Genomic DNA, 21860 nt, shown 5'->3' with positions numbered 1-21860 from the left:
AACGATGGACCTCTTCAGCCCGAAGGCCGCCCCGGCCGAGTGGCTGGTGATCGCCACCGCGGTCGCCGCCCTCGCCGTCACCGTGCCCCGCCGCGCCTGGCTCCTGGCCCGCAACGCGATCACCATCGCCCACGAGGGCGGGCACGGGATCGTCGCCCTCGCGACCGGCCGCCGCCTGGAGGCGATCCGGCTGCACTCGGACACCAGCGGGCTGACCGTGACCCGGGGCCGCCCGACCGGCATCGGCGTGGTCCTCACCCTGGCCGCCGGCTACACCGCGGCCCCGCTGCTCGGCCTCGGCGGCGCCGCCCTGCTCGGCGCGGGCCTGGTCACCCTGCTGCTCTGGCTCGCGACCGGTCTGCTCCTCGCGATGCTCGTGATGGTCCGGAACGCGTACGGGATCCTCACCGTCCTCCTGACGGGCGCGGCCTTCCTCCTCGTGTCCTGGCTGACCGGTCCCGAGGTCCAGTCGCTCTTCGCCTACGCGGTGGTGTGGTTCCTGCTCCTCGGCGGCGTCCGCCCGGCCTTCGAGCTCCAGGCGAAACGGCGCCACGGCGGCGCGCCCGACTCGGACGCGGACCAGCTCGCGCGCCTCACCCATGTGCACCCGGGGGTGTGGCTCCTCTTCTTCCACGCGGTCTCGATCTGCTCCCTGATCGGCGGCGGGCGCTGGCTCCTGGGCTTCTGACACCCCCGTACAGTGATTCCATGACCGCAGCAGCTTCCGTGCGCCCCGACCCGTCCACCGACCTCTGGCCCGCCCCGTACGCCCGCGGCGCCGTCGACGCGACCGTCACCGTGCCCGGATCGAAGTCGGTCACCAACCGCGGTCTGGTCCTCGCCGCGCTCGCCTCGGAGCCGGGCTGGCTGCGCCGCCCGCTGCGCTCCCGCGACACCCTCCTGATGGCCGAGGCGCTGCGTACCCTCGGCGTGAAGATCGAGGAGGGCGTGGGCCCGGACGGCACCGGCGAGGCCTGGCGGATCATCCCCTCCCCGCTGCGCGGCCCGGCCACCGTCGACGTCGGCAACGCGGGCACGGTCATGCGCTTCCTGCCCCCCGTCGCGGCGCTCGCCGACGGTCCCGTCCGCTTCGACGGCGACCCCCGCTCCCACGAGCGTCCGCTGCACGGTGTGATCGACGCGCTGCGCGCGCTCGGCGCCCGGATCGACGACGACGGCCGGGGCGCGCTGCCCCTGACCGTGCACGGCGCCGGGGGCCTGGACGGCGGCACGGTCGAGATCGACGCCTCCTCGTCCTCCCAGTTCGTCAGCGCGCTGCTGCTCTCCGCGGCCCGTTTCAACCAGGGCGTCGAGGTCCGGCACGTGGGGACGAAGCTGCCCTCGCTGCCGCACATCCGGATGACGGTCGACATGCTGCGCGCGGTCGGCGCCCAGGTCGACGAGCCGGAGCACGGCGGCGAGCCGAACGTCTGGCGGGTGGCGCCCTCCGCGCTGCGCGGCCGCGACCTGGTCGTCGAGCCGGACCTGTCGAACGCGCAGCCGTTCCTGGCGGCGGCGCTGGTGACCGGCGGCCGGGTGACCGTGCCGGACTGGCCCGAGCGGACCACCCAGCCCGGTGACGCGCTGCGGGAGATCTTCACCGAGATGGGTGGCTCCTGCGAGCTGACCGAGGCCGGTCTGACCTTCACCGGTACGGGCCGGATCCACGGCATCGACGTGGACCTCGGCGAGGTCGGGGAGCTGACCCCGGGCATCGCGGCGGTCGCGGCGCTCGCCGACTCCCCCTCGACCCTGCGCGGGGTCGCCCATCTGCGGCTGCACGAGACGGACCGCCTGGCGGCCCTCACCAAGGAGATCAACGAGCTGGGCGGCGATGTGACGGAGACCGAGGACGGTCTGCACATCCGCCCGCGCCCGCTGCACGGCGGCGTCTTCCACACGTACCACGACCACCGCATGGCGACGGCGGGCGCGATCATCGGCCTCGCGGTCGAGGGCGTGGAGATCGAGGACGTGGCCACGACGGCGAAGACCTTGCCGGACTTCCCGACGATGTGGACCGAAATGCTCGGGGTCTGAACCATGCGGCGCTACGGCAAGAACACCGACGAGGACGACATCCGCCAGCGGCCCAACCGCAAGGGCACCCGTCCCCGTACGACCATCCGCCCCAAGCACGAGGACGCCGTCGAGGGCATGGTCCTCACCGTCGACCGCGGGCGGCTGACCTGCCTGGTCGACGACCGGATCGTGACGGCGATGAAGGCGCGCGAGCTGGGCCGCAAGGCCGCCGTGGTCGGCGACCGGGTCCTCATCGTCGGCGACCTGTCCGGCGAGAAGGACACGCTGGCCCGGATCGTCCGGATCAGCGCGCGGACCTCGGTGCTCCGGCGCACGGCCGACGACGACGACCCGTTCGAGCGGGTGGTCGTCGCCAACGCCGACCAGCTGGCGATCGTCACCGCGCTCGCCGACCCCGAGCCGCGTCCCCGGCTGATCGACCGCTGTCTGGTCGCCGCGTACGACGGCGGGCTCTCCCCGCTCCTCGTCCTGACCAAGTCGGACCTGGCGTCGCCGGACTCGCTCCTGGAGATGTACGGGGCGCTCGGCGTCCCGCACGTGGTCACCACCCGCGACGAGTTCGTGGACGGCGTCGCGGCCGAGCGGGTCCACGAGCACCTCAAGGGCCGCACCACCGCCTTCGTCGGACACTCCGGTGTCGGCAAGACGACGCTGGTCAACGCCCTGGTCCCGGCGGACCGGCGGCGGACGACGGGCGTGGTCAACGCGGTCACGGGCCGCGGCCGGCACACGACGACCTCGGCGCTCGCCCTGCCGCTCGACGACAAGGAGGGCGGCTGGGTCATCGACACGCCCGGCGTGCGCTCCTTCGGGCTGCACCACGTCGACCCGTCCCGGGTGATCCTCGCCTTCCCCGACCTCGTACCGGGTACGGAGAACTGCCCGCGCGCGTGCAGCCACGACGAGCCGGACTGCGCGCTCGACGCCTTCGTGGCGGAGGGGCACGCGGACCCCGCGCGGCTCTATTCGCTGCGGCGGCTGCTCGCGACCCGCGAGCGACGCGAGGGCGACTGACCCGCCGGCGTTTACGACCCACTGCCACCGGTAAGTGCATAATCGCACCAAGTGCGACGAAGCAGTCACCGACGGCGTGGGAGGCACTGACGATGGCGTGGCTGCTGGTGGTGGTGGCCGGTGTCCTGGAGACCGGTTTCGCGGTCTGCCTGAAGCTCTCGCACGGGTTCACCCGGCTGTGGCCGACGATCGCCTTCGCGGCCTTCGCCCTGGGCAGCTTCGGGCTGCTCACCCTCGCGCTGCGGAAGCTGGACGTGGGTCCGGCGTACGCCGTGTGGACGGGGATCGGCGCGGCCGGGACCGCGATCTACGGAATGATCTTCCTCGGCGACGTCGTCTCCACCCTCAAGATCGTCTCGATCACGCTGGTGATCGCCGGCGTCATCGGCCTCCAGCTCTCCGGCTCCTCGCACTGACCCTCCGGCCGGCCGGACGCCACCGGGGGCGCGACGACGTGGCTGAGGGCGAGCCGGACGGCGAGCTCGCAGCCGGCCGCCCACCGCTCACCCGCACAGGCCGCGGCCGCCGCCACGAGCTCGCCCGGCGCGGGCGGCCCCTCGTCGGCGTGCCGCTGGGCGGGTACGGGGGCGAGGGGGGCGCCCGGGCGGACCGGCCGGGGCGCGGGCAGCCGCTCGTTCCAGGCACCGGTGAGCAGGGCCCGCAGCACGGGGCGGGCGGCGGCCCGGGCGACCGTCCACTCGGCGACGGCGACGAGGTTCCGCTCGGGCGGGGCGGGGACGGCGAGCAGCGTCCGGACGCCCTGGAGATAGGCGTCGGCCTCCCGGCGCGCGAGGGCGCGGGCGAGCCCCTCCTTGCTGCCGAACTCGTTGTAGAGAGTCTGCCGGGACACCCGGGCCGCGGTCGCGAGGTCGACCATCCGTATCGCGGACCAGGACCGGTCGGCGAGCGCGGCGAGCGCGGCGTCGAGCAGGGCCTCGCGGGCCGTCGGCATCCTCGCCTCCCGGGACCGACCGAAACGTTTCCGTGCTCAGCGTCGGCAGGCGTCCCCGCACTGTCAAGGGCGCCGGTGGACGGTTCTCCGCGCGGGGATCACGCGGAGATAGAGTGCCGACCATGGCCGATTACCACGATGATCTGCGTCTCGCCCACGTCCTCGCGGATGCCGCCGACGCGGCCACCATGGACCGATTCCAGGCGCTCGACCTCAAGGTCGAGACGAAGCCGGACATGACCCCGGTGAGCGAGGCCGACAAGGCCGCGGAGGAGCTGATCCGCGGCCAGCTCCAGCGCGCCAGGCCGCGTGACGCGATCCTGGGCGAGGAGTACGGCGTGGAGGGCTCGGGCCCCCGCCGCTGGGTGATCGACCCGATCGACGGCACCAAGAACTACGTGCGCGGGGTGCCCGTCTGGGCGACCCTGATCGCGCTGATGGAGGCCGGGGAGACCGGCTTCCAGCCGGTGGTGGGCGTGGTGTCGGCCCCGGCGCTCGGCCGCCGCTGGTGGGCGGCGAAGGGCCTGGGCGCCTACACGGGCCGCAGCCTGGCCTCGGCGACCCGGCTCGGGGTGTCGAAGGTGGCCACCCTCGAAGACGCCTCCTTCGCGTACTCCTCGCTGAGCGGCTGGGAGGAGCAGGGACGGCTCGACGGCTTCCTCGACCTCACGCGCGCGTGCTGGCGGACGCGTGCGTACGGCGACTTCTGGCCGTACATGATGGTCGCCGAGGGCTCCGTGGACATCTGCGCCGAGCCGGAACTGTCCCTGTGGGACATGGCGGCGGTGGCGGTCGTCGTCCAGGAGGCCGGCGGCACGTACACCGGGCTCGACGGCCGCCACGGCCCGCACAGCGGGAACGCGGCGGCCTCGAACGGGCTGCTGCACGGGGAGCTGCTGAGCTACCTCAACCAGGAGAACGCCGAGGGCTGAGCGGCTCCTTCGGCCGGGCCCGGGTGAGTCGCACCCGGGCGTGGGCCGGGCCGGGGGTCAGCCGAGCTTCCACCACTGGCCGGCGTCGTTCGGGTCGCACGGCGCCGTGGAGTTGAGGTAGCCGACCCCGTTGGACTTCAGGCACTGGCCGGTGGCCACGTTCTTCGCCATCCGCCAGCCGTTGCCGCCGTCGGTCAGCCGCCACTTCTGGTTGGCGGGGGTCCAGTTGCCGTACGGGTCGTTGAGGCCCGTCCAGCCGCCGGGCGTGTCCCAGAGCTGCGGGACGCCCGATGCGCGGTCGACGTCGAGCACCTTGCCGGCGTCGCCGTGGCTGATGGCGCTGGTGCCGTCGCAGTAGGTCCACACCGCCCAGGTCTGCGCCGCGGAGCCGTTGGGCGTCCAGGTGCCGACGCGCTGCCCGTTGGCCTCGTTGTTCGACGGCAGGTCGAGGGCGCCGCCCCGGTAGGTGGCGACCTCCGTGGTGGCGTGCAGCCCCGGCGGGAACATCCCGCAGTCGTCGGTGGTGGCGGCCCCCGCGGCCGGGGCGGTCGCCAGGGCCGCCCCCGCGACGGCCACGGCGGCGCCGAGACCGGCGGCGAAGGATCGGATGGTGGTTCGCTTCGTGCTGGTCATGGTCGTGCTGGTCATGATCGTCCTCTCTCGATGACGCGTGGGTGTCATGCCGTGACCTGGAAGCCGTGGGCCTTGCCCAGGCGTTCCAGGGTGGTGCGGCCGGGCATGCCGTCCGCGTCCGCGCCGGTGTAGCCGCAGCGCCGCTGCCAGGCGGCGTACGCGGCGAGGGTCCTGGTACCGAAGGAGCCGTCCGCCCAGTCGGCGCGCAGCAGCCCCTCGGCGGCGAGCGCCTTCTCGACGGGCAGCGCGTCGGCACGGTGGACCGCGGCGCCCTGGGCGGCCGCCGGGTCGGTGCGGGCCGCGGCGAGCACCCGGGCCAGGCTGACCACGGACCGCAACTGCGGCCGGGACGCCGGTGCCTGTGCCGGTGCGGTGGACCCGCCGGCGGCGGCGAAGAGCCGGGCGGGATCGATCTTCCCCGGGTCCCAGTGGTCGTTGCCGGGGACGTGGACGTGGCCGAAGTGGCCGCCCTTCCCCCGCCAGTCCGTACGGGAACGCTCCCGGCCCGCCCATGTGTCGGGCACGCCCCAGGAGCGGGCGGCCGCCATGAGCGCACGGAAGTTCGGGCCCGGCTTCCAGTAGCCGGTGAACGGGGTCGCGGCGCGGGCCAGGACCTCGATCTGCACGCAGACCCGGCCGGTCCGGTTGGTCCGGGTGTCCCCGTCGTTGCGCAGGGCGCGGGCGCTGCGGTCGAGCGGCCCGAACTGACCGAGCCGGTCCGTGGTGGGGTCGTACAGGAAGTGGGGTTCGCTGCCCTGCCGGATCAGGTACGCGCCGACGGAGTCGAAGGCCGCGTTTCCCGCGCCGCTCTCCGTGGTGTGCCAGACGACCCGGGGCGGCAGCTCGGGGCTGTCCATGGGGCCGCCGATGGCTCCGTCGCCGAGGCGTACGGCGCCGGGTATCCAGACCGTTCCCATCGGGCTCAGCTCCCGAAGGTCTGGACGAAGCGGCCCCAGTTGCCGCGCTGGCGGGGCGCGTAACCGACGCCGAGGTTGCGGTAGGCGCCGTTGAGGATGTTGCTGCGGTGGCCGGGGCTCTTCATCCACATCTGCATGGCCTCGGGGACGCTGTTGGACGGGGTGACGTTCTCGGCGCGGGCGGTGTTGCCGGGGAAGCCGGCGTCGCTGATGCGACGGCTGAAGTCGGACCCGTCGGTGCCGTTGTGCTGGGTGAGGTCGTTGCGCGCCATGTCGTCGGCGTGGCGCTGCGCGGCGGAGGAGAGCCGGTCGTCGAGCCGCATGGCCGGGACTCCGGCGCGGCGGCGCTCCTCGTTGACCATGGCCAGCATCTCGCCGTGCACACCGGCGGGTGCGGGCTGCGGCTGGGGCTGGGGCTGCGGCTGGGAGCCGCCGCCCTGGCCGCCTCCGGTGCTGCCCACCGGGGCGAGCTGCCAGAGCTGGCCCTGGTTGGCGGGGTCGCGCCGCCAGACGCCGAGCGCGGCGCCGTGCGCGTCGGCGGTGAGGTAGGCGGCGCCCTCGTCGGGGCGGGCGCTGCGCAGCAGGACCCGGCCGTTGCCCGCGTCCTCCAGGTGCCAGAGCTGGTTGGCCTGGCCGTGCTCCTGGAACAGGTGGGTGGTGTAGTGCGCGTAGTCGTAGTCCATCACCATCGCCTGGCCGGGGGCGTGGGCGTTGTGGGTGAGCCTGGTCTCCAGGAGGAAGGCGCTGTTCGGCTTGGCCCAGAAGACCCAGCCCTGGGCGGCACTGCCGTTGGGCGCCCAGCCCTGGATCCGGTTGCCGTTGCCGGTCTGGCTCGCGTTGACGTCGGCGGCGAGGCCGTTGCCCGCGGTGAGCGTCAAGACCTGCCCGTTCTGAGGCTGCGTCGTCATGTCGTGATCTCTCCAGTCGTGTCGGTGACCTGACGGGCAGTACGGTCACCGACACCGGTAGACATCCGGTCAACGCGCGTAGCGTGCCGCTCACGGCGCGGGCAGGGAGTCGAGCGACGCTCGTACGGCCTCCTCCTCGTCGGCGATGCCGAGCCGCTCGTACAGCTGCGCCGCGTCCTGGAGGCAGGCACGGGCCCGACGGGGCCTGCCGAGGGAGACGAGCGCCGAGCCGAGGGTGTGGAGCAGGGCCGCTTCCAGGGCCACGCTGGTCTTCCGGGCCGGCGGCAGCGCCGCCTCTGCGGCCTCCGCGGCGAGCGTGGCCCGGCCGCACTCCGCGTGGATCCGGGCGGAGAGGTCACCGGCCGCCGCCTCGAACACCGCGACCTGGAGCCGGGCGAACTCCTCCCGGGCCCCGGTCGCCTCGGCGAGCGCGCCCTCCGGGTCGCCGCACAGCCGCAGCACCCGCGCCAGGTAGTAGCGCCCGGTCGCGGCGGACACCGGACCGGTCCCGCTCATCAGCCGCGCGCCGCGCTCGGCGGCCCGCCGGGCCTCGGCCGGCCGCCCGGTGTGCGCGGCGTTGAGGGCGAACTCCCCCAGGGCGCTGCCCTCGGCCCGCTCCACCCCGAGCTCCCGGAACACCTCGGCGGCCCGCCCGGCATGCTCGGCGGCCTCCGCGTGCCGCCCGTGCACGCGCGCGTTCCCGGCGAGCGTGAGCAGTGCCTTGGCCCGCACGCGGGCGGCCGGCCCGGCCGCGGGGTCCGGGTCCCGGGCGAGGGCCTCGCACAGCGCGACCGCGCGGGTGATCTCGGTCCAGGACTCCTCGTAGCGGTTCAGGTGCCAGAGCATGGTGCCGCGCACGTACCGGGCGAGGGCCTGGGGTGCGCGGTCGCCGCGGGCCGCGGCCGCCCCGGCGATCCGCTCGGCGAGGCCGGCGATGACGGTCGTCCGGTCCCGCTCGAAGACGACCGTGCCCATCTTGTCGACGAGTTCGGCGGCCTGGGCGAGCGGCAGGGTCGGGTCCGCGCAGGCGAGGGCGACGGCCGCGGCGTGCACCGGGGCCTGGTCGCGCATCCAGCGGACGGCGTCGGCGCCGGTGGCGAGGGGACGGCCGGCCCGGGTCACCGGCGTGTCGAGCAGGCTCCGTTCGGCCGGGTCGACGGAGCGGGCGGCGGTGTCGGCGTGCCGGGCGGTGGCCAGGCAGAAGTCGAGCAGCCGCGCGGCCGCGGCGCTCCGCTCCGGACCGCTCTCCTCCTCGGCGAGCCGGTCGCGGGCGTAGGCGCGGACCAGGTCGTGGTAGCCGTACCGGCCGAAGCCCGGCGAGTGCAGCAGGTTGAGGTCCACGAGCCCTTCGAGGAGTTCGTCGGCCTCCGCCTCGGAGCGGTCGAGGAGGGCGGCGGCGCAGGGCAGGGCGACGTCGGGCGCGTCGGGCAGCGAGAGGAACCGGAAGGCGCGGGCCGCCTCCGGCGTGAGCCGGTGGTACGAGAGCGCGAAGGTGGCCTCGACGGCCCGCTCCCCGTCGTCGAGCGCGGCGAGCCGCCGCTCGTCCCGCAGCCCCTCGGCCAGCGCGGCGAGGCCGGTTCCGGGGCCGGCGGCGACACGGGAGGCGGCGATCCGTACGGCGAGCGGCAGGTGCCCGCAGGCCGCGACGATCTCCTCGACGAGGCCCGGCTCGGCCGCGACCCGGTCGGGTCCCACGATCCGGGCGAACAGTTCGACGGCCTCGTCCGCCGGGAGCGGGTCGACCCGCAGGTGGTGGGCGCCTGCCAGGCCCGGCAGACGGGTGCGGCTGGTGACGAGGACCGCGCAGCCGGCGGAGCCGGGCAGCAGCGGCTCGACCTGCGCGGGTTCCGCGGCGTTGTCGAGGACGACGAGGACCCGGCGGTCGGTGAGCACGGAGCGGTAGCAGGCCGAGCGTTCGGCCGTGCCCGGTGGCACGTCCTCGGCGGCCACCCCGAGGGCGCGCAGGAACTCGGCAAGAACTGCGGCCGGTTCGCGCGGGGTGCGGTCGGCGCCGCGCAGGTCGGCGAAGAGCTGCCCGTCGGGGAAGCGGCCGGCCGCCCGCCGGGCCGCGTGCACGGCCAGCGTGGTCTTTCCGACCCCGCCCATGCCGTCGAGCGCGGACACCACGACGGCCCGGCCACCCGCCCCCGCGAGCCGCTCCGCGAGCGCGTCGACGGCATCCACGCGGCCGGTGAAGTCGACGATCCCGGCGGGAAGCTGCTCGGGCGCGCACCACACGGGCACGTCCTGCTCACCGGGCCAGGCCGTCACTTCGCCGAGCAGCGTCGGGTCGCCCCGCAGAATCCGCAGCTGGAGCCCGGCGGGCGAACCCGGCGCGGGGACGGTCGGGGCGGGGGCGGTCGGGGCGGGGCGGGTGGCCGGGCCGTGGTGCGTGCCCGGGGCGTACGTGGTGCCGGGGGCGTACGTGGCGCCCGGGACGCCCGGGGCGTACGTGGCGCCCGGGACGTTCCTGGTGGGTGGGCCGGACAGTGCCTCCGAGGGGAAGGACGCGCGGGCGTCCTCGTAGACGGCCAGGGCTTCCGCCGTGCGGCCCGCGCGGTGGAGGGCGCGCATGTGGACGGCGACGAGGCGGGGGCGGTGCGGGTGTTCCAGGCAGAGGGCGGCGGCCTCGGCGGTGAGGTCGGGGCGGTCGCCGAGCTCGGCGTCGAGTTCGAGCCGCTGCTCCAGGGCGGTGAGCCGTTCCTCGGCGAGGCGGGCGCGGACCGCCTCCGCGTGGGGCCCGGGCAGGCCCGCGAGCGGTTCGCCGGCCCACAGCCGGTGCGCGTCGCGCAGCACGTCCCGCACCGCGCCCGGCGACGCGCCGCCGGGCGCCTCGGCGACCCGCCGCCGCCACTCGGCCGTGTCGACCCACGCGCCCGGGGCCCGCAGGGCGTACCCGTCCCCGACGCGGACGATCGGCGACTCGGCCAGGTGCGGCCGGAACGCGGACCGAAGCCGGTAGACGAGCAGTTGGAGCGCCTTGCGCGGGTCGGCGGGGGCGGCCCCCTCGCCCCAGACCCCCTCGGCGAGCATTCCGTGCGCGACGGTCCGCCCGGACGCGTCGAGCAGCACCGCGAGCAGGGCCCGCTGCTGCGGCCGACCGAGGTCGATCTCCTCGTCCCCGTACCAGGCGCGCAGCGGCCCGAGCAGCGCGAACCTCAGCTTTCCCGTGTCCCCCGTGTCCCCCATGACCCTCGTCTTCCCCTCTCGTTTCCGCTGGTCGGCGCGGCGCGCCGACGGTCCGCAACCCTTCCGGGAGGCGCGGCCCGGCCGCCTATGATGCGCCACGTGACCCGCGAAGGACTCATGGCTCAGGGGGTGTCATGGGACTCGAATTCGCCGTTCTCGGCCCACCGCGCGCATGGCTCGACGGACGGGAGCGTGCGCTCGGCCGCCCGCAGCAGCAGGCGCTGCTGTGCGCCCTGCTGCTCGCGCCCGGCGAGCTGGTGCCCACCCAGCGGCTGATCACGGCGCTGTGGGGCGAGGACGAGGAGGACTGGCCCAAGGACCCGGTCGGCCAGATCGGCACGCACGCCCACCGGCTGCGGCGGGCCCTCGACCGTCCGGGCGTCCTGGTCGCCGGGCCGGGCGGCTACCGGCTCGCCGTCGCCCGCGAGGCGGTGGACGTCTTCCGGTACGAGGACGAGGCGGGCCGCGCCGCCGCCCGGTTGCGCGACGCTCCCGAAGAGGCGCGGGAGCTCCTGGCGCGCGCCCTGGGCCGGTGGTCGGGGGCCGCGCTCGACGGGGTGCCGGGGCCGCTCGCGGCACGCACCCGGGAGCGGCTCGCGGCCTCGCGCCACGCGGCGGTCATGGCGTCGTACGAGGCGGAGCTGTCGCTCGGCCGGCACGCCGAGGTCCTCGCGGCGCTGCGCGAGCTGACGGCGGCGCGACCGGAGGACGAGGAGGCGCACCGGCTGTGTCTGCTCGCGCTGTACCGGTGCGGCCGCCGGACGGAGGCGCTGGCGCTGTTCGAGGCGCTGCGGGAGCGGCTGGACCGGCGCCTCGGGCTGGATCCGGGCGGGGCGCTGACCGGCCTGTACGAGCGGATCCGGCGCGAAGGTCCGGGGCTCGCCGTACCGCGTCCGCGCCAGCTGCCGCCGGACATCCCGGATCTGGTGGGGCGGGGGGCGCAGGTGCGGGAGGCGGAGCGGCTGCTGCGGTCCGGCGGCGGGCGGGGTGACGGCCCGGTGGTCGTGGTCCTCTCGGGGCCGTTCGGGGCGGGCGCCTCGACGCTCGCGGTGCATCTGGCGCACCGGGTGCGGGACGCTTTCCCGGACGGCCAGTTGTACGCGCGGGGCGATGCCCCCGGAACCGTACGAGAGGTCATGGCCGGGTTCCTGCGGGCGCTGGGCGAGCGGCCGCCGGAGGGGACGGGCAAGGGCGAGCTCGGGGCGCGTTACCGGGCGGCGCTCGCGGGCCGCCGGGTCCTGGTGCTGCTCGACGGCGTGCCGGAGCCGGGCCCGCTGCTGCCGGGCGGTGCGGGCTGCGCGGCCCTGGTCACGGAGGCGGGGACAGCGGCGGGGACGGCAGCGGACGGAGTCGGGGAGACGGGCACGGCAGCGGGAGCAGGGACCGTACGGCTGCCGGTCGGACCGCTCGATCCGGAGGACGCGTACGAGCTGCTCGCCCGGATCGCCGGCCCGGACCGGATCCGCCGGGAGTCCGCCGCCGCGCGGGAACTGGCCGAGTTGTGCGGCCGGCTGCCGGCCCGGCTGCGGTCGGCGGCGACACGGCTCGCGGCCCGGCCGCAGTGGTCGGTGGCGGATCTGGTGGGCCGCCTCTCGGACTGAGCCGCCGGGCGCGGACGCGAGGTGGCCCCGGCCGGAGGGGGTTCCGGCCGGGGCCACGTGCGGAGGGGGAGGGGAATCTGGGGAATCTGGGGAATCTGGGGAATCTGGGGAATCTGGGAGATCTGGGAGATCTGGGAGATCTGGGAGATCAGTACAGGTCGGAGAGGATCCTGTCCTCGGTCGTCGAGCTCAGCGTCCGCCCCGCGAGGGCCGTGAAGCTGCCGCACCGGGTGTTCGTGTACCAGATGTGAAGGCCTCCCGGGCCTTCCCCGACCTGGAGGCAGGCGTAGGCGGCGGCACCCTTGTCGTGGCCCCGCGAGGCGCACTCGCGGCCGTCCGCGCTCCGCACCACGAGTCGGCCGTCGCTCTGCATGACCGCCTTGGAGCCGCAGCCGACGGTGTTGGTGGCCCAGTAGGGCGTGGCGCGCGACCAGTCGCCCGCCGTGGTCGTCCGGTAGAAGACGAGGTTGCCGTCGGTCTGCATGATGAGCCGTGCGTAGTCGGTGCTCACGTGCCAGCCCTGGTACAGCGGCTCGTCGCCCCACAGCGTGTGGGTGCCGGGGTCGTACGCGGCCTGTGCGGTGCCGGATCCGGCCACCGTCCCCGCCACCGCAAGGAGGCCGGCCGCCGCAACCCCCGCCGCCCTGCGCAGCGCCTTCTTCACGATCGTGTTCATCCCCGTTGCCTTCCGTCGGTTCTGCGTGCGCGCCGATCCTCGACGGTGGCGGTAGACAAACGATGAACGCGGCCGCCGCGCGCTCCCCGGGGCGCCTCGCGCGCCCCCTTGTCGGCCCCCTCCCCCGGTGCCACTCTGAAAGTCCCCCCACTTGTGAACTTGTGAATCGATTCTCGAAGGTCGATTCACCAAGGAGGTGGCTCCGTCCATGCTCGTCCGCGACGCCATGAGCACGGTGGTCCTCACCATCGGCCCCGCCCACACCCTCCGCCAAGCGGCCCGGCTGATGTCGGCGCGCCGCGTCGGCGCGGCCGTCGTCCTCGACTCCGACGCCGGCGGGCTCGGCATCCTCACCGAGCGCGACATCCTCAACTCGCTCGCCCGCGACCAGGACCCCGACGTCGAGGCCGCGGGCTCCCACACCACCCACGACGTCGTCTTCGCCGCGCCCACCTGGACCCTGGCGGAGGCGGCCGAGGCCATGACGCACGGCGGCTTCCGTCACCTCGTCGTCCTCGACGACCGGGGACCCGTCGGCATCGTCTCCGTACGGGACATCATCCGCTGCTGGATCCCGGTGCACAGCGTCGCCGGCCGGTGAACGAGAACGGGCCGGACTCCGTGAGGAGTCCGGCCCGGTCCCTGTCTACGACAAGCGTCCTCAGCCGCGCAGGGCCTGGACCGCGGCGTCGAGCCGCTTGCCGAAGTCACCGTCCGCCTGGCGGAAGTTGTCGATCGCCCGCTCGGCGATGTCGTCCCGCGAGACCTTGGCGATGAAGCCCGCCAGGTTCTCGACGAGACGGCCCTTCTCGTCCTCCGACAGCAGGCGGTAGAGGTTGCCCGCCTGCACGAAGTCGCTGTCCTCGGAGTGCGAGGGAGCGGCGTGGTCGCCGGTGAGGCCGGTGACGGGGAGCGGCTGCCACAGCGGCCGGTCCGTCTGGTTCGGGCCGCCGAAGCTGTTCGGCTCGTAGTTCTTCGCGCCCTTGTGGCGGCCGTCGTACAGGTAGCCGTCACGGGAGTTGGTCCGCGCCTCGGTGGCGTGCGGGCGGTTCACCGGCAGGTGGTCGGCGTTGATGCCGACGCGGTAGCGGTGGGCGTCGCCGTACGCGAAGAGGCGGCCCTGGAGCATCTTGTCCGGGGACGGGCCGATGCCGGGCACGAAGTGCGCCGGGCTGAAGATCGACTGCTCGACCTCGGCGAAGACGTTCTCCGGGTTGCGGTTGAGCTCCAGCTTGCCGATCTCGATCGGCGGGTAGTCCTCGTGCGGCCACACCTTGGTGAGGTCGAACGGGTTGAAGCGGTACTCGGCCGCCTCGGCCGCGGGCATGATCTGGACCTGCACGGTCCAGGTCGGGAAGTCGCCGCGCTCGATGGACTCGCGCAGGTCGCGCTGGTGCGAGTCCGGGTCCTCGCCGGCGAGGCGGTTGGCCTCGGCCTGGGTCAGGTTCTTGATGCCCTGGTCGGTCTTGAAGTGGTACTTGACCCAGAAGACCTCGCCGGCCTCGTTGTTCCACTGGAACGTGTGCGAGCCGTAGCCGTTCATGTGGCGGTACGAGGCGGGGATGCCGCGGTCGCCGAAGAGCCAGGTGACCTGGTGGGTCGACTCCGGGGAGAGGCCCCAGAAGTCCCAGACGTTGTCCGCCTCCTGCGAGCCCGAGTACGGGTCGCGCTTCTGGGTGTGGATGAAGTCGGGGAACTTGATGGCGTCCTTGATGAAGAACACCGGGGTGTTGTTGCCGACGAGGTCGTAGTTGCCCTCTTCGGTGTAGAACTTCAGCGCCCAGCCGCGCGGGTCGCGGACCGCGTCGGCCGCACCGAGGTTGCCCGCGACGGTGGAGAAGCGCAGGAACGTCTCGGTCTCCTTGCCGACCTCGGAGAGGAACGCGGCACGCGTCCACTGCGAGACGTCACGGGTGAGCGTGAAGGTGCCGTAGGCGCCCGCACCGCGCGCGTGGACCACGCGCTCCGGGATGCGCTCGCGGTTGAAGTGGGCGAGCTTCTCCAGGAGGAGCTGGTCCTGCACGAGGACCGGTCCGCCGACGCCCGCCGTCTCGCTGTTCTGGTTGTCGGCGACCGGCGCGCCGGCCTCCGTGGTGAGCGGTCCCTGCGTCACGTGCGCCTCCTGCGTCATGTCCTGCGAGTCCTGTCCCTCGGCCCGGACCCTGTTCGGGTCCTTGGCCAATGCCGGGTTCGATCCTACGATAGACAATGTCTAAGTCAAGTGGGCTTCCAAAGTCACACCCGTTCGGGACCCGCGTCCCCCGACTGTTAGGCTGGCGCCCATGAGTGACCTGTTGGAACGACTGCGCGGACGCGGCTGGCGGATGACCGCGCAGCGGCGTGTCGTGGCCGAGGTCCTCGACGGGGATCACGTACACCTGACCGCCGACGAGGTCCACGCCCGCGCTGTTTCGAGGCTGCCCGAGATCTCTCGCGCGACCGTGTACAACACGCTGGGCGAGATGGTCACCCTCGGCGAGGTCATGGAAGTCGCGACGGACGGCCGCGCCAAGCGGTACGACCCCAACGCCCACCGCCCGCACCAGCACCTGGTCTGCGGCCGCTGCGGCGCCATCCGCGACGTCCACCCGGCCGGCGACCCGATGGCGGACCTGCCGGACACGGAGCGCTTCGGCTTCACGATCTCGAACGTCGAGGTCACGTACCGCGGCGTCTGCCCGAGCTGTGCCACGACGGCCTGACGCGCCTCACACCCTGACGCCTTCACGAGAAGAGCCCCCGCTCCGGCGGGGGCTCTTCTCGTGGGACGGCCCTCTCGTGCGGCCGGCGCCCGGGAACGACGAAGGCCCGGATCCGATCGAAACCGGATCCGGGCCTTCGTTGCTACTGAGTAGCGGGGACAGGATTTGAACCTGCGACCTCTGGGTTATGAGCCCAGCGAGCTACCGAGCTGCTCCACCCCGCGTCGGTAAACACGACTCTACGGGACGGCCCCCGACCAGTGCAAATCCGTTCCGACCAGGGGTTACGCGGTCAGCTCCTGGTGCAGCGCCTCGCTCAGCCGGGCCGCTCGCTCGGCGACCTCCGCCGGGCCGAGCTCCACCGCACGGGCGCACCAGTGCCGCCCCTCGGTGAGCTCGCCCCGGCGCGCCGCGAGCAGCGCGAGCCGGAGCGCGGCGCGGCCGTGGCCCGCCCGGGCGGCACGGGTCCACCAGAGGGCGGCCTCGCGCTCGCTGCCCTCACGGGCGAGGAGCAGCCCGAGGTTGAAGGCGCCGTTGCGGCTGCCCGCCTCCGCCGCCTCGCGGTACCAGCGGTCGGCCTCCGCGAGGTCGCCGCGGCCCGCCGCGAGCATCCCGACCCGCACCTGGGCGCGCCGGTGCCCCTGCTGGGCGGCCCGCTCGTACCACTCCTCGCACTCGGACTTCTCGTCCCGGGATGCGCCGAGGACGGCGGGGCCGGGATCGGGGCGGCGGGCGTCGAGGACCGTGGCCAGCCGGAAGGCGGCCTCGGCGCTGCCGCCGCCGGCCGCGCACCGCAGGTGCCGCTCGGCGGTCCGCTCGTCGCCGTCGCGCAGGGCGGCGATGCCGACCTGGAGGGCGGCCTCGGTGTGCCCGGCGGCGGCGGCCCGCTCGTACCAGACGAGGGCCTTGCGGTCGTCGTCGCGGCCCGCGTGGAGGATGCCCAGGTTGAACGCGGCGTCCACGCTGCCGGCCTCGGCCGCCTTGGAGAACCACGGCTCGGCGCCGTTCGCGTCGCCGGCCTGGAGGAGCAGCACGGCGAGCGCGTTGGCGGCCTCGCGGTGGCCCGCGTAGGCGGCGCGGCGGTACCACTGCTCGGCCTGCGGGATCCGGTCCTGGGCGGCACAGAGCAGCCCGAGGTTGTACGCCCCGTTGACGTCACCCGCGTCCATGGCGGCGCGGTACCAGCGCTCGGCGGTCTGCTGCTCGCCCCGGGCCGCGTGCAGCGCTCCGAGGGCGTTGGCGGCGTTCCCGTCGCCGTCCTGGGCGGCGCGCAGCCACCACACGGCGGCGCTCTCCTGGTCGCCCGCGTCGCGGAGGAGGAAACCGAGGGCGCAGGCGGCCTTGGCCTCGCCCTCCTTGGCGGAGCTCAGGTACCAGCGGCCGGCCTCCTTGAGGTCGCCGCGCTTCTCCAGGATCGCGCCGAGGTGCAGCGCGGCGCGCCGGTGCCCGCGGGCGGCGGCCTGCCGGAACCACTGCTCGGCCTCGGTGAGCTCGCCCTTCGGCGGGGCGGGCTCCGTCACCCCGCCGGGTGCCGCGCCCGCCGGAGGGGCCGTGCCCGCGCCGGCGGCGCCACCGGGCGCCCGGAGCCGCGTGCCGGTCTCGTGCGGCCCGCGGCCGGTCTCGTGCGGCCCGTGGCCCGGCTCGGTCGCGCGGCGCTCCAGGGCGAGGGCGAGGCGGTAGGCGGCCTCGCGGTGGCCCTGCTCGGCGGCGGCGCGCAGCCAGCGCTCGGCGCCGACGTCGCTGCGGTGCTCCAGGAGGTCGGCGAGGGCGTAGGCGCCCAGGGCGTGGCCCTGCTCGGCGGCCTGGCGCAGCCAGTACTCGGCGGCCGGCTCGTCGCCGCGCTCGCGGTGGTGGCGGCCGAGGGCGTGGGCGGCGGGCGCGGAGCCGGCGACGGCGGCGACCCGCCACCAGCCGGCGGCCTCGTCGGCGTACCCCCGCTGGTGCAGCAGGACGCCCAGGTTGTTGGCGGCGGCCCGGTCCCCCTCGGCGGTGGCGCCGCGCAGGAAGGGCTCGGCGCCGTCGAGGTCACCGCGGCGCAGCAGCAGCGCGCCGAGCGCGCTCATCGAGGCGAGGTCTCCGCGCTCGGCCGCGCGCCGGTGGCGCGCCTCGCTCTCGGTTTCCGTCTCGTTCTCGGTGTCGGTGTCGGTGTCTGCATCGGTCTCGGCGGTGATGTCGACGGCCGCATCGACGGCCCCCACTGCCTCGATGATCTCGTCCGCGGCGTTTCTGGCGTGCCGCTGCACAAACCGCCCTGTCTCCAACAGAGTTGCCCTGTCCCCCATAAATACCATCGTCGCACCACCCGCAACCCGAGCACACCTGGTATACCGCAGCCAGTGAGGTCACTCAGCGTTTTGTCGACATGCCCACAGAGAGACAAGTCAAACACGCCTCACACCAACTCGCCCCCTCCGTACCGCTCTTCGGTGCCCCCCGTCACCTCGACACACGACGAGGGCCCGGATCCTTATGGATCCGGGCCCTCGTTCTGAGTAGCGGGGACAGGATTTGAACCTGCGACCTCTGGGTTATGAGCCCAGCGAGCTACCGAGCTGCTCCACCCCGCGTCGGTGAAACCACAGTATCACGACGCGGGGAGGCAAAACCTCAGGTCAGCCGCTTGATCCCGTGCTCTTGAGCTTCGCTCCGGCGTCCGCAGCACGCTCCAGAGCGTCCTGGAGGTCCTCCTGCGCCTTGCCGTACGCCGTCCAGTCGCCCTTCTGGAGCGCCGCCTCGCCCGCGTCGTACGCCTTCTGGGCGTCGGCGATCGCGGCCTTCAGCGCGGCGTCGTTCGACGTCGGCGGCGGGGGCGTGGTGCCCGGCGGCGGGGTCGTGGGCTTCGTCGGTGCCTCCACCCCGAAGACCGCGTTCAGGGCGTCGGTGAGGTTGTCCTCGAACACCGTGGTGTCCTTGGTCGTGTCACCCTCCGGCTGGTCCGCGTCCACGTAGGACACCGCGACCTTCTTCAGGAGCGGGTAGAGCGCGTTCCGCCCCTGGGCGTACACCGGCTCCACGTACAGGAACCCGCCGTCGAGCGGCACGGTCAGCAGGTTGCCGTACTGGATGTCGGAGTCGGCGCCCTTCATGTCCCGGACGAACTGGGCGACGTCCGGCAGACCGTTGAGCTTGCTCTGCACCTGGGCCGGGCCCGGGACGTCCTCGGTGACCCGCAGCAGCCTCAGCCGCCCGTACTCCTTGCTGGTGGCGTCGGCGTCGACCGCCATGAAGCCGCCCAGGTTGGGCCGGCCGTTCGGCGTGAACGTCGTCGTCAGCGAGAAGCGCTGCGCCGTGTCCCCGGGCATCTTCATGCTCAGGTAGTACGGCGGGACCGCGTTGCCGTCCTTGTTGGTCGGGTCGTCCGGCACCTGCCAGGCGTCCGAGCCGCTGTAGAACTGCGCGGGGTCGGTGACGTGGTAGCGGGTCAGCAGCTCGCGCTGGACCTTGAACATGTCCTGCGGGTAGCGCAGGTGCGCCATCAGGTCGCCCTTGATCTCGGACTTCGGCTTCACCGTGTCCGGGAACGCCTTCATCCAGGTCTTGAGGACCGGGTCCTGCGTGTCCCACTCGTAGAGGTTCACCGTGCCGTCGTAGGCGTCGACGGTGGCCTTCACCGAGTTGCGGATGTAGTTGACCTGGTTCTGCTGGGCGACGACCGCGCGCTGCTGGTTGCCGACGGTCAGGGAGTCGGCCGTCGTGTCCCCGAGCGTGGTGCGCGAGGCGTACGGGTAGCCGTTCGTCGTCGTGTAGGCGTCGACGATCCACTGGATCCGCCCGTCGACGACCGCCGGGTAGGCGTCGCCGTCGATGGTCAGCCAGGGCGCGACCGCCTCGACGCGCTCCTTGGGCGTGCGGTTGTAGAGGATCCGCGAGCCCTCGCCGATGGCCCCCGAGTAGAGGATCTGCGGCTCGCTGAAGGCCACCGCGTAGGCGGCGCGGTTGAACGCGCCGGAGAGGCTGACGCCGCTCTTCTCCTTGTAGCTGGTGGTCTTCTCGCCGTTCTCCTCGTAGTCCAGCTCCTTCTGCGGGCCGCCCACGATCGAGTACTGGTCGGTCTTCTCGCCGTAGTAGATCCGCTGCTGGTACGTGCCGAGGTCACCGGTCGTCGGCAGTCCGGACTCGGTGAAGACCGGGGAGCCGTTGGCGTCCGTCGTCGTCCCCGCGGCCATGATCGCGCCGTAGCCGTGGGTGTAGGTGAAGTGGTCGTTGATCCAGTTCCGCTTCGGGATGCCCTTGATGTTGAGCTCCCGCAGACCGACCACGGTGTCCTTGCCCTGGTAGCGGTCCACGTCCAGGGTCGTCGGGAACTGGTAGTACTTCCGCTTCTGCTCCAGCTGCTGGAACGTCGGCGAGACGATGTTCGGGTCGAGGACGCGGTAGCTGGCCGCCGAGTCGGCGTCCGTGCGGAGCTGGTCCTTGGCCTTGACCGTCGACTTGCCCGAGTAGTTCTCGGGCTTCGTCGAGTCGATCGCGTACGCCTTGCGGGTCGCGTCGATGTTCTTCTGGATGTACGGCGCTTCCTTGGCCTGCTCGTTCGGCTGGACCTGGAACTTCTGCACGATGGCCGGGTACAGGCCGCCGATCAGGATCGCGGAGAGCACCATCAGACCGAAGCCGATCACCGGCAGCTGCCAGGTGCGGCGCCAGAGCGTCGCGAAGAACAGCACGGCGCAGATCGCGGCGATGCAGAACAGGATCGTCTTCGCCGGCAGGTAGGCGTTGGCGTCGACGTACCGCAGGCCCGTCCAGTTGCCGGTGGCCTTGAAGTCGCTGGACTTCACCGCCAGGCCGTACCGGTCGAGCCAGTACGCCACGGCCTTGAGCGAGACGAAGACGCCGAGCAGCACCGAGAGGTGACCGGTGGCGGCGGCGGTCGCGCGGGCGCCCGGGCTGGTGATCCGCAGTCCGCCGTACAGGTAGTGCGTGAGCGCGGCGGCGATCAGCGACAGGACGGCGGCGGCGAAGCCGAAGGCGAGGAGGAAGCGGTACCAGGGCAGGTCGAAGGCGTAGAACGACACGTCGAGCCCGAACTGCGGGTCCTTCTGGCCGAACTTCACCCCGTTGACCCACATGAGCCAGGTGCGCCACTGGCCGGAGGCCGAGGCTCCGGCGATCAGCCCCACCAGGACCGTGACCGCGAGCAGCACCCACTTCTTGAAGGGGGCGACCCCCATCCGGTACCGGTCGAGGCTCTGCTGCTCCAGCGACATCGCGCTGAGCGGCGGACGCAGCCGGTACGCCAGCCAGATGTTGAGGCCGACGGCGAGCCCCATGAGGAGACCGAAGACGGCGAAGAGCCCGATCTTGGTCCACAGGGTGGTGGTGAACACGGACGAGTACTCGACCGAGCGATACCAGAGCCAGTCCGTCCAGAACCCGGCGAACATCACGAACGCCATGGCCAGGACGGCCAGCACCCCGAGTGTCATGAGCAGGGTGCGGGCCCGCCGGGACGGCCGGCCGACTCTCATCCTCGGCCCGGACGGGCTACCGCCGCGGTCCGGCATCTGGAAAGCCAACGTGCGCCCCTCGATGTTGATGCGTCTGAAAGCAGGCCCCGCGATCGTAGAGCCCACTGATGCAACTTACTGAGGCTTTACCTAGTTCCCGTCTTCGGGTGAAGAGGAGGCAGGATATTGGTCATGTCCAACGTTTCCCCCTCAGGCCCGGCGATGGCCGCGAGCCCCCTCACCCGCGCGGTACTCGAGATCGACGAGTACGCGTCGGGTCTCGGCTGGGACCAGCCGGCCCGTCTGTTCGCCCTCGTCGACACCGCACGGCTCCGCGCCAAGGAGCCCGCCCTCGCCTCCCAGCTCGGCCTGGGCGACGACGCCACCGCCTTCACCCCCATCGAGCAGGACAAGCTGCCGCGCGGGAAGCCGCTCGACGACTTCCTCGGCACGATCGCCTGGCCCGCCTCCGTGGCCGGCTGCGCGCTGACCGTGGAGCGGCTGATGCTGCCCCCGTCGGCGGAGTCCCAGGTCCCGCAGGGGCTGAGCGAGAAGCAGCTCACCAAGTGGGTGGCCTCGCACCCGGACCGCCAGGAGGTCCGGATGACCGTGGCGGTGCTGCGCGGCGGCGCCCGTGAGGCGGCGATCCGGCTGCGCGAGAAGGACTCGACGACCGAGGTCCTGACCGGCCCCGACCTGGTGCCGGGCCTCGCCGAGGCGCTGGCGGCGACCTTCGAGTCGTAAGGCGCCCGCCAGGCCCGCACAGTCCGCGCAGTCCGCGCAGTCCGCATGGCCCGCAGCCGCGCCGGTCCCCGGCGGCGGTACGAAGAGGGGGCGCCCGGTCGG

The 21860-nt window shown here is 73.5% G+C and carries 18 protein-coding genes and 2 tRNA genes; 9 read left to right on the top strand and 11 right to left on the bottom strand.

Features of this window, described 5'->3' with window-relative positions:
- Positions 1-4 precede the first annotated feature (4 nt).
- The 4 genes from ACZ6K0_RS06040 to ACZ6K0_RS06025 all read left to right on the top strand — a co-directional run bounded on the left by ACZ6K0_RS06040 (position 5) and on the right by ACZ6K0_RS06025 (position 3473).
- Positions 5-688: a M50 family metallopeptidase gene (locus tag ACZ6K0_RS06040; protein WP_376400345.1), complete on the top strand. Its 684-nt coding sequence runs from the start codon at positions 5-7 to the stop codon at positions 686-688.
- Positions 689-708: 20 nt separating this feature from the next.
- Positions 709-2040, top strand: a complete 1332-nt coding sequence (gene aroA, locus ACZ6K0_RS06035) for a 3-phosphoshikimate 1-carboxyvinyltransferase (RefSeq protein ID WP_469227696.1) — start codon at positions 709-711, stop codon at positions 2038-2040.
- A 3-nt stretch (positions 2041-2043) separates the two neighbouring features.
- Positions 2044-3057: a ribosome small subunit-dependent GTPase A gene (gene rsgA, locus ACZ6K0_RS06030; protein WP_376400351.1), complete on the top strand. Its 1014-nt coding sequence runs from the start codon at positions 2044-2046 to the stop codon at positions 3055-3057.
- A 92-nt stretch (positions 3058-3149) separates the two neighbouring features.
- The gene (locus tag ACZ6K0_RS06025) at positions 3150-3473 is read left to right on the top strand and encodes a DMT family transporter (RefSeq protein WP_267045756.1); all 324 of its coding nucleotides are present in this window, start codon (positions 3150-3152) and stop codon (positions 3471-3473) included.
- Here ACZ6K0_RS06025 and ACZ6K0_RS06020 read toward each other — a convergent pair.
- Positions 3365-4009: a TetR/AcrR family transcriptional regulator gene (locus tag ACZ6K0_RS06020; RefSeq protein WP_469227697.1), complete on the bottom strand. Its 645-nt coding sequence runs from the start codon at positions 4007-4009 to the stop codon at positions 3365-3367. The genes ACZ6K0_RS06025 and ACZ6K0_RS06020 overlap by 109 nt on opposite strands.
- 122 nt (positions 4010-4131) lie before the next feature.
- Between ACZ6K0_RS06020 and hisN the strand changes: the two genes are divergently transcribed.
- Positions 4132-4941, top strand: a complete 810-nt coding sequence (gene hisN, locus ACZ6K0_RS06015; protein WP_376400359.1) for a histidinol-phosphatase — start codon at positions 4132-4134, stop codon at positions 4939-4941.
- Between the two features lie 57 nt (positions 4942-4998).
- Here the strand turns inward: hisN and ACZ6K0_RS06010 are convergent, their stop codons facing one another.
- The 4 genes from ACZ6K0_RS06010 to ACZ6K0_RS05995 form a co-directional block, all read right to left on the bottom strand.
- Positions 4999-5589 carry an RICIN domain-containing protein gene (locus ACZ6K0_RS06010; RefSeq protein WP_376400362.1) on the bottom strand — a complete coding sequence of 197 codons (591 nt, stop codon included), beginning with the start codon at positions 5587-5589 and terminating at the stop codon, positions 4999-5001.
- A gap of 29 nt (positions 5590-5618) precedes the next feature.
- A complete protein-coding gene (locus ACZ6K0_RS06005) occupies positions 5619-6491 on the bottom strand; it encodes a peptidoglycan-binding protein LysM (RefSeq protein WP_469227698.1) in 873 nt (290 codons plus the stop codon).
- 5 nt (positions 6492-6496) lie between these two features.
- A complete protein-coding gene (locus tag ACZ6K0_RS06000) occupies positions 6497-7399 on the bottom strand; it encodes a CAP domain-containing protein (protein ID WP_469227699.1) in 903 nt (300 codons plus the stop codon).
- Positions 7400-7489: 90 nt separating this feature from the next.
- Positions 7490-10588: an AfsR/SARP family transcriptional regulator gene (locus tag ACZ6K0_RS05995; RefSeq protein ID WP_469227700.1), complete on the bottom strand. Its 3099-nt coding sequence runs from the start codon at positions 10586-10588 to the stop codon at positions 7490-7492.
- Between the two features lie 134 nt (positions 10589-10722).
- Here ACZ6K0_RS05995 and ACZ6K0_RS05990 point away from each other — a divergent pair, with 134 nt between their 5' ends.
- Positions 10723-12189, top strand: coding sequence for an AfsR/SARP family transcriptional regulator (locus ACZ6K0_RS05990; RefSeq protein ID WP_469227701.1), 1467 nt, complete (start codon positions 10723-10725; stop codon positions 12187-12189).
- Between the two features lie 148 nt (positions 12190-12337).
- On the opposite strand, the gene ACZ6K0_RS05985 is transcribed toward ACZ6K0_RS05990, so the two are convergent.
- Positions 12338-12865 (bottom strand): hypothetical protein, encoded by a 528-nt coding sequence (locus ACZ6K0_RS05985; protein ID WP_376400377.1) that lies wholly within the window; start codon positions 12863-12865, stop codon positions 12338-12340.
- A gap of 208 nt (positions 12866-13073) precedes the next feature.
- Here ACZ6K0_RS05985 and ACZ6K0_RS05980 point away from each other — a divergent pair, with 208 nt between their 5' ends.
- The gene (locus tag ACZ6K0_RS05980) at positions 13074-13466 is read left to right on the top strand and encodes a CBS domain-containing protein (RefSeq protein ID WP_376400380.1); all 393 of its coding nucleotides are present in this window, start codon (positions 13074-13076) and stop codon (positions 13464-13466) included.
- Between the two features lie 60 nt (positions 13467-13526).
- Here ACZ6K0_RS05980 and ACZ6K0_RS05975 read toward each other — a convergent pair whose 3' ends face one another.
- A complete protein-coding gene (locus ACZ6K0_RS05975; protein WP_376400382.1) occupies positions 13527-14996 on the bottom strand; it encodes a catalase in 1470 nt (489 codons plus the stop codon).
- Between the two features lie 151 nt (positions 14997-15147).
- Between ACZ6K0_RS05975 and ACZ6K0_RS05970 the strand changes: the two genes are divergently transcribed.
- Entirely contained in the window at positions 15148-15567 is a 420-nt protein-coding gene (locus ACZ6K0_RS05970; RefSeq protein ID WP_376400384.1) for a Fur family transcriptional regulator, read from the top strand.
- 150 nt (positions 15568-15717) lie between these two features.
- Here the strand turns inward: ACZ6K0_RS05970 and ACZ6K0_RS05965 are convergent.
- From ACZ6K0_RS05965 to ACZ6K0_RS05950, 4 genes are all read right to left on the bottom strand, one after another.
- A tRNA-Met gene (locus tag ACZ6K0_RS05965) sits at positions 15718-15791 on the bottom strand.
- A gap of 60 nt (positions 15792-15851) precedes the next feature.
- Positions 15852-17858, bottom strand: a complete 2007-nt coding sequence (locus ACZ6K0_RS05960) for a tetratricopeptide repeat protein (RefSeq protein WP_376400387.1) — start codon at positions 17856-17858, stop codon at positions 15852-15854.
- A gap of 202 nt (positions 17859-18060) precedes the next feature.
- Positions 18061-18134: transfer RNA gene (locus ACZ6K0_RS05955), tRNA-Met, on the bottom strand.
- A gap of 45 nt (positions 18135-18179) precedes the next feature.
- Positions 18180-21071: a UPF0182 family membrane protein gene (locus ACZ6K0_RS05950; RefSeq protein WP_376400534.1), complete on the bottom strand. Its 2892-nt coding sequence runs from the start codon at positions 21069-21071 to the stop codon at positions 18180-18182.
- 135 nt (positions 21072-21206) lie between these two features.
- Between ACZ6K0_RS05950 and ACZ6K0_RS05945 the strand changes: the two genes are divergently transcribed.
- Entirely contained in the window at positions 21207-21758 is a 552-nt protein-coding gene (locus ACZ6K0_RS05945) for a PPA1309 family protein (RefSeq protein ID WP_376400390.1), read from the top strand.
- Positions 21759-21860 lie beyond the last annotated feature (102 nt).

This window comes from Streptomyces sp. NPDC042346 (genome assembly GCF_055581845.1).
This window is presented reverse-complemented; position numbering and strand designations above follow the sequence as displayed.